A 12,455-nucleotide genomic window follows, 5' to 3' on the forward strand; every position below is an offset into this window, starting at 1 on the left:
GAATGATGGTGGCTAAAGCAATTTTTCTAGTTGCCAGCGAAGAGCTGAGAACTTGACACGGATGGTGAACGGAGTGAACTGGGGATGTAGGCCATATGTACAGAAGCAGGTATCAGGGAAATACTGCCACTGTACATATGGCCTACGCCCCCAACGCTTCCCGCTTCGCCTTACTCAAACAGTCCCGTATAAAAGAATCCACCTCATCTTCTGCCAATACCTCAAAAAGGATACCTCCACCCTCGCGGTTAAGAGTTACCATAAAGTCTCTGAATGCCCGCTCCGTCGCTGTTAGCCAGGATTCCTCCTCCATTATTCGCAGAACCGCTTTTGCAACCGGCTGCCTCATAACCATCCTGCTTCTCTCTACGAAATTACTCCTTATATCAGCAGTCTTCAGAATTGTATTAAGCGCTGCTTCGGGCGAATCGGGTGCCGCCATTTCGGCAACTCGCGCGTTCCACCATAGACGAGCTATCGCATTATCGTCTCGTGTTTCGGTCAGAGTTCTCGCGAAAAAATGTTTTCCTACAGAAGCGTCCAGCGCTTCATCAGTGTTTCCTCCCAACCACCGCTTCCTGCTGTACTCCAGACATTCAACATGTGTAAGCCGTGCCCAGATCCTCTCTTCCCTTGCAAGAGCCGGTGTCATACCTTTAAGGGCACGATAGACAACCAAAGAGTTGGCGACTTCTGCCGCTGTTCCGCCTGTCTCTCCATCAAGCTCCGACAGTAAATCAAGATCGACAGTTACAGAATCCAGCTCAATTCGCCATCCGTTCTCCCTTTCAAGGTCCAGAAAATCTCCCGCCATGTACCGGTCTCTGTTATCCGGAATATTCTCACGCAGGTCGATCAGAGTCTGTTCTGAGAGATACTTCAATGGAACCGCAGGCATCAGGTGGTTTCCTCCATAACTTTGGCCAGCTTGCTGGTAGGGAATTCCAGCAAAGTCTGGGCACGCTCCAGCATAGAGCCATGACTAGCCGGATCGATTCCCTTGGAATCACATTTCGCCATAAAAGGCTGGTACCAGCGCTTGCCCTCGTATTGCTCGCCTCCTTCTTTTATTCCGTCAAGCACATCCATAACCGCTGGAAGGTAGACAGAGTTCATCACCACCGGGCTTCCATCGGTACGTTCCCGGAGCACCCTTATAACTTCATGAGTCTCGGGAGCTGTGAGAATGGTTATACGATCCCGGTCCAGAATCACCTCGAGTTTTCCTTCTTCAATGTCTTTGGAACTGTCCAGTTCAAATATACTTTCAAGAGGAGAAAGTTTGGATTTTCCGACACTGATCACGAACTCTTCCCCGATAGCGATAATCTCTGACCGCGGCAGGTTGATCGGAACCTCGAATTCGTGATGAACATACTCTGGGGACCAGTTCTCAAGGTCATCTTTCAGCCAGATGCACGGGCGCAGCGAGACGTTATTCAGAAGCTTCCCGGCTGCGAAGTCATTCCGGCCCTTCGGCCACGACATGTGTCGAAGATCCGAAAAGTAAGTATCGTTACATCGCACGAAAAAGCCTATTTCAGCCTTTTCATCCATCAGAAGGGACTTGATATCCGGCTGCGTCAGCTCAATCTCGTGATAAAGATTCAGAGCGCCGGTTTCGGTATCTTCGCTGACAGTAAACGCCACCTCAAAATGGCCCCCTTCGAGGTCATCGCTCCACGGAGCCAAGACCGGGTGAGGGAAACGCATGCTTTCCGAGAATCTCATTCAGCAGACTCCTCAACCTCTGAGAGTGTTGCCACCAGCTCTATAGGCCCTTCATAAGGCTTATCAAAAGAAACCCTTAAAGAACAGCGAGTTGATGCTTCAGCTTCCAGATAGACATCTCCTCGGTAGACCTCCCCCTTATCCGAATCAGTAACCTTCAGGTATTCAGGAGATTGCATACCGGTTGCGCAGAAACGCAGTCTTATGTGACCCGAGTTTTCCGGAGTAAAATGCACAAGACGTGAAGTAGCGTCCCCTCCGGCATTTTTTTTAACCTGGTTTCGAGTTCCTGAAAGCTTCAACGTTGGACTTGTACCCCGATCACCGGAACCACCTGATCCATAACCTGAGCCCGGACCTACACCTCCCCCCGGACCTTCTGTGCTTCCTCCTGATCCTCCTTGTCCACCCTGCTCTCCGGAATTCGGCGACTGGATGGTTTCTCGTTTGCGCTTTCGGGGTTTTGGCTGATATGTAAACTTCTCTGGATCCTCTTCTGCCTCCGGATCAGGAGGACGATCGGTCTTACCTCCTTCAGCGAAGAATCTGCTTAGTTCATCCAGCTCAACCGCACCTTCATGACTGACTCCGGTTTTGTCTTTGATCAGCTTCCTTATATCCTGGGCCAGCTTCTTCATTGCCCGATACGTTCTCTTCCGGAATTCAGCATCCGAAATTCTTTGCGCCGAAAAACCATCATGAGAGGGGTTCTCAAGCCTTTTCAGAAGCTTTCCCGCTTCATCGTCATCAGGCTCAACAAGTACGATAAAATCTCTGGAACCGGGAAACCTCGCAAGCGCTTCACCGAAGTGTCTCAGGTTGTCAGTTATGAGCATTCCATTTCTGACAAACCCCACACGCCTGGGCATCTGTTCTTCGGTCAGGAGGGAAACCTTCATTTTCCCCAGATCAGGTATATCCAATACTTCATGTATGGTCTGGTCAGAAACTAAACATCGATACAGTTGAGCGGCAAACTCAAGGTCTGCTTTGTGCCCACCTTTATCAGCGGCCTCTGTTATCGAACTATCAGTAAGAAGCCCCTCAACGGTGTTGTCGTTGACCCTGAATGCCCCCGAGTCCACATGAAAAATCATTTCTCCACGATGGATCGCACAGAAAAAATTCGAGACGAGAGACGCCGTCATGCGCAATGCCCATTCATCCGTTTCGCGAAAGCCGAGACAGAAAATTGAAGTCCCCAACTCGCTTCTTCTCATCCACTCAGGAACATTGCCGACATCGGTAACTGCTCGGAATTGTTCGGGTAAACCCCAGTAACCCGTGGCGCGACATTCCTTACCATCCTCATTAATATGAGAAATCAACCGTACTTTCCCCTGCGCTGCAAAAACCGGCTCATGAGTATGAGGATCTTCGTACAGCGTCGAGTAAAAAACGGTCTGAAGATCAGAAACAGCGAAAGAAGCATTCTTGCCGATTCCGAATGATCCACCCGACGTCTCGCTATCCTTGGCACTGACTCCCGAACCTTTCAGCAATGACCTGAACGGAGTTCCGGACTGATCGGGGGGGCCGGTCAGTCCCTTCGTGTTGTAATCCGCAATCTTGAGAACCGGAATATCTGTTCTTTTAATGACCTTATTGGCGTTGTTAAAGAATTCGTGCTCTTTCTCCTGCGTGGCCTGTTTCAGGCATGCCTGAAACGCGCTCTCCAGCTTGGCGAAGGCCGGCACTTCATTTCGATCAATCCACAGAACATCAAAGGTCATCCTTACGGGAAAGTCTCTGGCTGCATCTCTTGAGTTCTGCCCTGCCTCTCGGGCACAGCTTGAATAAGGGGCATCTCTGAACGTCTCAATACCTGCGTCACCCAGACCTTCTTCTTCTCCCGCGTCATTCCTCAGAAACTCAAAAGTTGGCGTGCTCATTATTCATCAACCTTGATTATCTTGATCTTGCAGTAAAAGGCTCAGCAGAAATACGACCGAAATCATAAAAGCCATCTATAGTATTACCCGTGCTTGAGATTATTCCGCGATATCTCCGCTGTCCTCATCCACAACGTTCGACACAGCTTCCTCTACAGGATCCCGCCGATTAATCTTAGGCGGCGGCGCCACCCAGGCCCGGAGTCTCTGCCCTACCTGCTCATAGAATCGCGGCACCGCCGCTTCCAGTTCATCAATGAACACCTTGTTCCCGGCGAAGCGTCCGGCCAGGTCGACCATGTAGAAGACTTCAAACTTCGAGGGCACCACGCTGGTGGTGTCGGAATCCAGGGCGTTGGCGTCGTTCATCAGTGTTTCCAGTGGCGCCTGGGTTTCCTCGGCGTTGCCGGTGCGGAAGGCTTTCACGAACATGTCGTTGGTTTCAGCCTTGGTGAGCTGTCGTGTCAGCCAGTTGACCCGGGCTGATGTGCGTTTCTTGTCCTTGGGTGCGCCCAGCTTCATGGAGCAGGAGATGGTGCGCTTGGTGAGGTTGGCGACCACCTCAATGTCCGTAGCGGCGTGGGGCACGTTCAGCACACAGCGCAGGGCCTGTTCGTTCATCAGGGTCTCGCAGTCGTCCTTGAGCCGTGCCTGCGGGTCGGTGCGGTGCGCGCGTGAGAGCTTGAGGCCGACGTTCTGGCCCAGCTTGCGGCTCATGAAGGGAATCGAATTACCGCGACTGACGCACTCCGGCTGCGTGATCATTGCGCATTGTCCTTGTTATTGAATCCTGCATCCTGTGCACGCAACAGCCTGCCCGGGGTCAGCCGGGTTTTGCGGCAGGTGGAATATTTCTTTGAGCGTAGCAGAGATTTTTTGATTGGGGAGAAGTGGTAGCCTCAGGGATGCGTGTCTCACCCTGTCAGCACGACAGTCAAACAGGAAACACTATGAAATCGCTTGAGTTGAAAATACCGCCACCTGTCGTTGCCCTGACCCTGGCAGCATTGATGTGGCTGGTAACGGTCATGTTTCCTGCAGCCGATCTGAGCATACCCGGATCGGCCATTGTTTCAGGGGTCATCGCCCTGGTGGGCTTTGCGATCGCACTCGCTGGGGTGCTGCAATTCTGGAAGGCCGGGACGACGATCAATCCCCATATTCCGCACAAAACGGCTCACCTGGTTGACACTGGCATCTATCGTCTAAGCCGAAACCCGATGTATCTGGGGCTTTTGCTCGTGCTTCTGGCGCTGGGAATTTACCTTGGCAACATACTCACTCTGCTGGCTTTGCCCGCATTTGTGCTGTACATAAACCGGTTTCAGATCCTGCCGGAGGAGCGGCTGATGCGGAAACACTTTGGTCCGGCCTTCGAGACTTACGCGGCAAAGGTGCGGCGCTGGGTTTAACGTTCGGGGCCGATGGCGGGATGGGCTTTACCTAAAGTCACCACTTAACGGGGTCACGCACCCATATCCACCCTTCCTTAAGGGTCGGTGCATGATTGTTCGGTGGCATGGCTTTGCCAGTCAGAAAGTCCTGAGCCGCAAGCAGGCAGATCACGGCATCCAGTGCATCGGACTTGCTCTCCATGGCCGGAATCGGCGCATCGATCTGGATGAGGGAACCAACGGATTGGGCCACGCGCTCTCGCGCTGCCTGTCCGTTGGCCGCCTTGTATCCGGTGCTTTCAATACCATGCGCCACCAGAGTAGCTGCGGGATACACTTCGATGGCGCGTAGCCCGTCAAATGCCGGATTCCAAGCCAGTGTAATCGGGCATTGCAGTAGGTGGCGCACAGATTCCAACAGCTCAAGCGCAGCGTGCGCGGTTCGCGCGATCCGATCCGCCCCCACATCCAGGGATTGTTTACCGATTCGCTCGCGGATGAATCGGTCGGTTTCCCGTCGAAACAGATCGTTGGCGGTTCCGTTCAGTGGCTCACCGGCGTTGTGAGTGGCCAACTGTTGCGCCATGGGGTCCGGCCAACCCAGCGGGGCGTCCAGAGCCAGCAGGGTCGGGCCGCTTCGGTGGGTGAGCCAGTCGGCAATGGCCTTAGCCGGGGGGAGCTCCCTGGTTCCCAGAACGGCTTTCTCGACAACGGCGCCCTGCTCTGAAAATGTGCCGAAGGCATAGCCCATGTTTCTGGGGTCGGTGGCGCAGTCCACGCCGATGAGGTTGATGGTCATGTGGGGTTACTTGCGCTTGCGGGGTTTGGAGACATCCAGTTCCTGGATATGACCTTGCACGCCGCTGTCGGTGACACGCAGCCGCCCGACCGTGACCGGTAGACTGAAACGGCGTGGGCCGGCACTGCCGGGATTGAAATAGAGCACGCCCTCTTTGGTCTCGTTGAAGGGTTTGTGGGAGTGCCCGAAAAGGATCACATCACAGGGGTTGTCCGGGAGCAGGGTCGGGATGTCCTGATGGCGATGCACCATCTGAATACGTAGGCCGTTAACAGTGATTTCCTGAGTTTCGGGATAGGCCATGGCCCAGTCGCCCTGATCCACATTCCCGCGTATGGCCACCACCTGCGCCTGCTCGCTCAGCGTATCCATGACCTCTGGCTTGCCGATGTCACCCACGGGAAGGATCAGCTCGCAATCGGCCAATGCGGCCAGCGCTTCTGGCCTCGCCTGGCCGTGGGTGTCGGAAATGACGCCAATATCGGTGTTGATGCGCACGGTGTCTTTCTCCCAATCCGGATGGACGATTCTGCCACGAACCCCTAAAACATCACGAGCCCACCCAGAGGTGCTCAACCCTTGTCCCGGCAATGGACTCGAGCCGCTCGGCGATCAGCATCCGGTGGCATTGCACCGGGTCGCGCTCGCAGCAAATGACGCAGGGCGACTCCTTCAGGGTTCTTTGAATTACTGAAGCGAAAGAATCCAGAAAGAGATTGGTCTGAGGTTGCCGATCAATTGGAATCCCTAGGCTGAATACCCCGACTCATCGCCTGATCCGCCTCGCTGATTATGGACAGGCCAGGGCTTTTACGGGTAACCTTTTATCCGATCAAAGGAGACTGAAGCCACCTCTAGGGAGAGAGTATTCATGCCTGAAGTCAGGTTTGCCCGTTCAACGCGCCGCCCCAGTGACATCGTTGGTGACGATCCTGAAACCCTGAAGCAGTTCTGCTCCGTCAATGGCCTCGGAGAGCACGCGCTTCTTGCCGAAGGACGCGCCTATTCGTTGGATACTGGGAGAAGCGGAACGAAACATGTCGTGAGACGACTTAATAACCTGTCCCTGCCTGAGCGCAGGAATGCTGCTAACGCCGCAGCTTCTATGGGTGACGACGTCCATGCACTGGCAGCCTTTATGGAGGAAAATCTCTCTGGGTACGACCTCGAGCGGATTAATAGCGCCGTCAATGCGAGTTCCGGCGCTGCTCATGCGCGGCTGAATGGATTCCAACAGGCCGTTGCCGATTACCAGAAGCAATTGATTGATCTCCAGGAGTCATACCGGCGTCACCCTGGGCCCGGAAGAGGTGCCTATTTGGAAAAGCTACGCCGTCAGAGCCGGCAGGCCTATCAAAAACTCGAGGCACGCTACAGCGCTGAATTGAAGCGATTTGCGCCGGAGACAATGCGGGCCAAGAATAAGGGCAATGCACTCAGTAACGCCGAGCGTGGGATACTACTGGCGGAGCGAAGCGCAAGCCCTGCCAAGGCCGATCCGCGTCTGAACGTGGCGGATACCGTTCAAGCCGATCGGATGGGCGTCCTGTCCCGCGGTTTCAATTACCTGGGCAAAATAGCGACAGTTGCTGACGGCGCATTCCGAGTCGGTAAAGTCAAGGCCACCTATGATGAAGGCGGCAACTGGTTGAAAGAGAGCTCCCGCCAGATGACTGGTTTTGGTTTTGGAGGGGTGGCTGGCATTTACGCAGGCAAAGCCGCAATTGCTGGTGGAGCAGCGTTTGCTACGAGTGTGGGACTGATGGCTGCTGGCCCTGTGGGGTGGGTTGCGCTTGGTGTGATTCTTGTCGCTGGAACGTTAGTTGGCCTGGGCGTTGGCTATTATGCAGACCAGTTCGGTAAATACATAGCAGAGCTTATTTGGGAATTTGGTTAATGGATTTGTTGGTGGAAAATGGAGAAGGCATCTTTGCCGTTATTACGTTGATAGCAACCTTGACCATGTGCATTTCTTGGTTGATTTTTGCACGTTTATCCATGGTCCGGATTGAGAAAGAAATAGCGCATGATGGAATGCAACGCCCCTGTCCTTGGGATGGGGTCGGTGGTCGCGCTGTTTGGTATGCTTTCGCAATTGGTCTGCCAATAAGTTCCTTTAACCCAACCGCTGACCCCCTAATCAATGTGCCGCTAGTGCGGCGCTACGCCAAGCCCATCGATCGTACACTGGGACTCTTGCTCGTCATCTCCGGCGGTGTTTCAGTCGTTCTAATCCTGATGGGAGCGCTGGTTTTCGATTTTTATTAACGGGTGCGACGCTGAAACGCTACCAGGGACAGACCTATGATGACGTCGCATAAACAAATGCGCTGAAAGGGATTTCGGTGCAGTATCTAAAGTCGAGCCAGCGGTTTCTTTCCGTCTGTTTTCTCGCCGTAACTGTGTCTTCGTGCACTGACGGGGACCCTAAAGACGAGTCAACGTACAACCGGCTCTGCCGGATCTACGAAGATGTCGGATCGCTTGCCATTGAGCGAGAGCAGAAGCGTGTGAGGATTTTCGACCGGGTTTACGAGGAACTCCCTGCCCTCTCGGAACTGTATTTCTCAGGTATCCTTAATGCCGAACGGGATAGGCGATACGATTTCCTTCAACGGGTAGTAAAAGTCCATACGGGTAATCCTGATTGGAAATGCCAGTCCTTCCAGTCTTTCTATGCCAATGGCTAGGACATGCTCCGAAAACTGCGACGTCATTCAACGGATGGTCTACGGCGTTCGGATTTGGAAACGAACCATACCGTTGCAACAAAGATCAGCGCGTTGAAGACCATTACCGATAAGGCTTCGATCGGCGTAAGGGCGGGGAATTGGTAGGGCTCCACTGTGTCCGGTACAACGTGCAGCAATGCCAGAAACATCACAGAGGAAAGGCCCGCGAGCAAAGCCAATGCGAGCATCACCGTTTTATTGGAAAGGCTAACCAGGCCGGATGATAGTCTTGTCACTATCAGGCAGCTGATGATGGTTGCTGCTGCATTGCCTCCCAGCTGCCCTTTTATGCCCAGCCAGATATCAACGGTTATGGAAACTGCGGACAGTAGATTAAGCAGCAGGAAATAGACGATTCCCAGTCCCGCTGTCTTCAATAGGCGCTCTCTCGTTTGCAGGGCCATTACGTCGCTCCTTGACTGATGACTTGTCATGCCTCGCAACCACACTGGTGACTTTCAGATGATTCACACAGGTTACAGAACATGCCTCGCGTTGGATGTTAATCCTGGCAAGCCTCCGACAATCAGGACGCAAGAGCAATAAGCCGGAATCACTGCCCCCGAAGCACACTGAATGCCTCATACAGCCGAGGCGGCAATGGGTATTGCAGGCGCCATGTAATGCTCATGGGCTTTTCGCCGCGATAGTCCTCGAAGGTGACTGGGCCGCAGGCGCGGAAGGCGTGGTCTTTGGTTTCCTGAACAAAGAGCTGAAAGGTCCAGGGGCTGTCTGGACCATCACCCTGGTTGATGTAGCGGCGTCCCACGGGTGTGTTCGGGCCGGCTGAGTTCTGGCTCTGCCAGTGGAACCGTTCGGGGCTGATGGCGTAGTCGTCGTAGGCCACGCCTTCGTGCTTGGCCGAGGACTTGTCGAGGGTGACGAACATCAGTTCCGTCTGCCGGTCATGGAGCCGCACTACACCTTCTTGGGACCTCTTGCGCTTGTCTTCTGTCAGGAATCCCACGGCGGTAAGCACTTCACGGCGGCTATAGCGCGCGTGCAGTTTCAGCGGTGTGTCATCCAGCCCCGGCAGGGGTTGGTAATGGGTGTGTGCCTGGGCTTCGAGGGAATTTGCCAACTCGCTCAGTTCCCGGCAGCACGGTGGCGCTTTCGCAAGGCGTTGCAGGAAATCCCTGGCAGAGCCTGTCTGCTGGTCCTGGCTGTCGATCTGGTACGCGAGCATCTGCAGGCGCAGGCGTTCCTGTTCGTTCTGGATTCGGTAACCGGCTGGGTCTTCGGCCACCTGTTCCAGAAGTTGCAGTTGCTCGGCGTCATCAACATGCAACAGGGCACTGAAGCGTTTGCTGAAATAGCTTTCCCCCTCGGCCTGGGGTTCGTATTCCAGCAGGCCGGCGGCTCTCTGGAGGTTGACCCATCCCCGGTTATTGCCGGACCCCACCGTGTAGATATCCGCCAGCTCCAGTTGCTGATCATGCAGGAATCCGCCCAGAGTGAGGGATGCTGTCCCTTCCAGTGCCGCGTAAGCCCGCAGCTCCGTTTTCAGCCGGCGCCAGTTCTGGTTGACCGCATCCTTCAGGCTGCGCAGCACCTGTTCACGCGCCTGTTTCTGGAGCTGAATGTGGCACCCGGACGGAAGTTTTCCAAAGCCCTTCTCCACGCCCTCCAGAATCTCGCGGCGGGACAGGCCGGTAATGGAGCGGTAGAGCACATCAAAACGGAAGCCTTCCTGGAACTGGCCAACGAAATCCAGGATCAGGCAGTTGTCTTTGTCGTCATGCAGTCTGAGGCCGCGCCCGATCTGCTGCTGGAAAATGGTCGGGCTCTGGGTCGGACGCAACAACAGCAGGGTGTCCACAAACGGGAGGTCGACACCTTCGTTGTAGAGATCGACGGTAACGAGGACGTTGACCTGTCGTGTTTCGAGCTGCTTCTGGGCCGATTGGCGGGTCTCGGTATCCGTTTCACCCGTCACCAGCATCGCGGGAATGTTCGCTCTGTTGAACTGCTCCACCATGAAGTGCGCGTGCGCAATGGAGACGCAGAACGCCAGGGCGCGGCACTGGGCGATATCCCCCACCAGCTGATGCCAGTTCTGGATGACGGTGCGTGCCCGGGCGTCGTTGCCGGTGAGGATGTTGTCCAGTTGCTGTTGTTCAAGGCCGGGCCTGGACCAGTCGACACTGCGGTAATCCTCGCCGTCGTCGCAGGCATAGTATTCAAAGGGGGCGAGCAGTTGCAGGTCCAGCGCATGCCACAGGCGAAGCTGCACCGCCGGGGTACCGTCCGGGCGGTTGTCGAAATGGCGGAGGATGTCGCGGCCGTCCTTGCGTTCCGGGGTTGCGGTAAGACCCAGCAGGACCCTGGGTGCAATGTCCGAGACGAAGCGCTCGAACTGCCGGGCTTCAATGTGGTGGCATTCGTCCACCACCACGGCGCGCCAGTAGTCGCTGCCCAGCGCATTGAGCAGGCCCTGGCTCTGCAGGCTCTGGATGGTGGCAAACAGGTGTTGATGGTCCCCGGGGCTATGGTGGCCTGAGAGCAGTTCCCCGAAATCCGGCGCACGCAGGACCTGACGGTAGGTCGCCATTGCCTGCTGCAGGATCTCGATGCGGTGAGCCACGAACAGAAGGCGCGGATGACCGCCCTCCTTCCGAGCCAATGCGCGATAATCAAACGCCGCCATCACGGTTTTTCCCGTGCCGGTGGCGGCAACCAGCAGGTTCCGGCTCCGGCCGTGGATCCGTTCGGTTTCGAGCTGTTCGAGGATGTCTTCCTGGAACGGTTTGGGTTGCAGCTCAAAGAACGTTGGGTTGGCGATGGGGCCGGGCTGGCCGGACTCGCGTTTCAGCGCTTCGCGCAGCACACGTTGGTGATCGGTATTGGCCGGGTCGTAGGGCTGGAACTCATTGTCTTCCCACAAGGATTCAAAATGCGCCTTCGCCCGGTTGAAAAGGGCGGCCTGACCACTTTCCGTGAACTTCACCGTCCATTCCAGACCACCCATCAGGGCCGCACCGGAGAGGTTGGCGCTACCCACGTAGGCGGAACCGAAGCCGGTGTCGCGCCCGAAGATCCAGGCCTTGGCGTGCAGCCGCGTTCGCCGCCCGTCCAGTGAGACACGCACTTCGCAGTTAGGCAGTTCCGCCAGCATGTCCAGCGCTTTCTGTTCCGTTGCGCCGACATAGGTTGTGGTCAGAACACGGACCCTTGCCTGGCTATTGCCGTGTGCGTCGGCAGCGGTGATACGGCGCAGCACATCAATAACCTTGCGAACCCCGGACACCGTGATAAAGCTGACCAGGATATCGACCTGGTTGCAGCCGGCCAGCTCAGCGCTCAGTTCGTGCAGCAGTGGTGGTGAATCCCTTCCGGCGGTGAAGAGCCAGGGTTGCGAAAGGCTGATTCGGGGAATCTCGGGTTGCAGGTTGGGTTCCGATAAGGCGGTGAGTCGCTCGGGTGGCTCCTCCAGAAGATCCGGATTCGTGGTGGTTTCTTCCTGCTGGAGACGGGACCGGACGTATACCAACAGCTCATTGATGAGCCGCACTTGCTCCTGAAGGCGCTGGGATTTTCCATCTGCAGGTAATGCGGCCAGCATCTGGGACAACTGTTCGCCCAGCGCATCGGCCAGTCGACGGTGGCTGTCCTCGGGATCCAGTTTCTCGGTATGGGCTTCGAACTCGCTTTCTTCGAGCTTTTCCTTCAGACCCTGGGTTGTAAGCAGGTCATAGAGCCCTTTGGGGAGGGGATCCTTGGGCATGGTCGTCCTTCAATGCAGGCGCGGATTTCAATCACATCAGTAACGGCCAGGTTAGCATCATTACCGGACCAGCCCCACGCCTTGTCGTTTGCAAACAACCTGTTTAAACCCCATACTATGTGGAAAGGACTGGGGATGCCCGGTCGACAAGGGGCCTCGGTGGAATCACCGGGGCCTTTTGTT

General features: G+C 55.5%; 10 protein-coding genes and 1 pseudogene. 3 read left to right on the forward strand and 8 right to left on the reverse strand.

Annotation, left to right across the window (positions count from 1 at the left end; translation table 11 throughout):
- Window positions 1-142 precede the first annotated feature (142 nt).
- The 4 genes and pseudogenes from DES49_RS13260 to DES49_RS13275 all read right to left on the reverse strand — a co-directional run.
- The gene (locus DES49_RS13260; RefSeq protein WP_133736916.1) at window positions 143-898 is read right to left on the reverse strand and encodes a DUF6339 family protein; all 756 of its coding nucleotides are present in this window, start codon (window positions 896-898) and stop codon (window positions 143-145) included.
- Entirely contained in the window at window positions 898-1,731 is an 834-nt protein-coding gene (locus DES49_RS13265) for a hypothetical protein (protein WP_133736917.1), read from the reverse strand. Before DES49_RS13265 ends, DES49_RS13260 begins: the two co-directional genes overlap by 1 nt.
- A complete protein-coding gene (locus DES49_RS13270) occupies window positions 1,728-3,623 on the reverse strand; it encodes a hypothetical protein (RefSeq protein WP_133736918.1) in 1,896 nt (631 codons plus the stop codon). Before DES49_RS13270 ends, DES49_RS13265 begins: the two co-directional genes overlap by 4 nt.
- Before the next feature lie 99 nt (window positions 3,624-3,722).
- Window positions 3,723-4,340, reverse strand: a pseudogene (locus tag DES49_RS13275) (hypothetical protein); the annotation flags it as partial.
- Window positions 4,341-4,573: 233 nt separating this feature from the next.
- Here DES49_RS13275 and DES49_RS13280 point away from each other — a divergent pair.
- Complete coding sequence (locus tag DES49_RS13280; RefSeq protein WP_133736920.1) at window positions 4,574-5,035, forward strand: methyltransferase family protein; 462 nt, start codon at window positions 4,574-4,576, stop codon at window positions 5,033-5,035.
- 37 nt (window positions 5,036-5,072) lie between these two features.
- Here DES49_RS13280 and DES49_RS13285 read toward each other — a convergent pair whose 3' ends face one another.
- Entirely contained in the window at window positions 5,073-5,816 is a 744-nt protein-coding gene (locus tag DES49_RS13285) for a DUF429 domain-containing protein (RefSeq protein ID WP_133736921.1), read from the reverse strand.
- A 6-nt stretch (window positions 5,817-5,822) separates the two neighbouring features.
- The gene (locus DES49_RS13290) at window positions 5,823-6,314 is read right to left on the reverse strand and encodes a metallophosphoesterase family protein (protein ID WP_133736922.1); all 492 of its coding nucleotides are present in this window, start codon (window positions 6,312-6,314) and stop codon (window positions 5,823-5,825) included.
- A gap of 373 nt (window positions 6,315-6,687) precedes the next feature.
- Between DES49_RS13290 and DES49_RS13295 the strand changes: the two genes are divergently transcribed.
- Both DES49_RS13295 and DES49_RS13300 read left to right on the forward strand, forming a co-directional pair.
- On the forward strand, window positions 6,688-7,713 hold the full coding sequence (locus tag DES49_RS13295) for a hypothetical protein (RefSeq protein WP_133736923.1): 1,026 nt from the start codon (window positions 6,688-6,690) through the stop codon (window positions 7,711-7,713).
- Window positions 7,713-8,084, forward strand: coding sequence for a hypothetical protein (locus DES49_RS13300; RefSeq protein ID WP_133736924.1), 372 nt, complete (start codon window positions 7,713-7,715; stop codon window positions 8,082-8,084). The genes DES49_RS13295 and DES49_RS13300 overlap by 1 nt, the downstream gene beginning before the upstream one ends.
- Window positions 8,085-8,529: 445 nt before the next feature.
- Here the strand turns inward: DES49_RS13300 and DES49_RS13305 are convergent, their stop codons facing one another.
- Together DES49_RS13305 and DES49_RS13310 are read right to left on the reverse strand one after the other, a co-directional pair.
- Window positions 8,530-8,952 carry a hypothetical protein gene (locus tag DES49_RS13305; RefSeq protein WP_133736925.1) on the reverse strand — a complete coding sequence of 141 codons (423 nt, stop codon included), beginning with the start codon at window positions 8,950-8,952 and terminating at the stop codon, window positions 8,530-8,532.
- Between the two features lie 149 nt (window positions 8,953-9,101).
- Window positions 9,102-12,272: a DEAD/DEAH box helicase gene (locus DES49_RS13310; RefSeq protein WP_133736926.1), complete on the reverse strand. Its 3,171-nt coding sequence runs from the start codon at window positions 12,270-12,272 to the stop codon at window positions 9,102-9,104.
- Window positions 12,273-12,455 lie beyond the last annotated feature (183 nt).

Origin of the sequence: Halospina denitrificans (genome assembly GCF_004364635.1) — a bacterium.
In the GTDB taxonomy this organism is placed as follows: Bacteria; Pseudomonadota; Gammaproteobacteria; order Pseudomonadales; family Oleiphilaceae; genus Halospina; species Halospina denitrificans.

Bases quoted from the DNA above. Each gene is read 5' to 3' on its own strand.
- DES49_RS13285 (WP_133736921.1), bottom strand. From the start codon at position 5,816: ATGACCATCAACCTCATCGGCGTGGACTGCGCCACCGACCCCAGAAAC.
- DES49_RS13305 (WP_133736925.1), bottom strand. From the start codon at position 8,952: ATGGCCCTGCAAACGAGAGAGCGCCTATTGAAGACAGCGGGACTGGGA.
- DES49_RS13300 (WP_133736924.1), top strand. From the start codon at position 7,713: ATGGATTTGTTGGTGGAAAATGGAGAAGGCATCTTTGCCGTTATTACG.
- DES49_RS13260 (WP_133736916.1), bottom strand. From the start codon at position 898: ATGCCTGCGGTTCCATTGAAGTATCTCTCAGAACAGACTCTGATCGAC.
- DES49_RS13270 (WP_133736918.1), bottom strand. From the start codon at position 3,623: ATGAGCACGCCAACTTTTGAGTTTCTGAGGAATGACGCGGGAGAAGAA.
- DES49_RS13280 (WP_133736920.1), top strand. From the start codon at position 4,574: ATGAAATCGCTTGAGTTGAAAATACCGCCACCTGTCGTTGCCCTGACC.
- DES49_RS13265 (WP_133736917.1), bottom strand. From the start codon at position 1,731: ATGAGATTCTCGGAAAGCATGCGTTTCCCTCACCCGGTCTTGGCTCCG.
- DES49_RS13295 (WP_133736923.1), top strand. From the start codon at position 6,688: ATGCCTGAAGTCAGGTTTGCCCGTTCAACGCGCCGCCCCAGTGACATC.
- DES49_RS13310 (WP_133736926.1), bottom strand. From the start codon at position 12,272: ATGCCCAAGGATCCCCTCCCCAAAGGGCTCTATGACCTGCTTACAACC.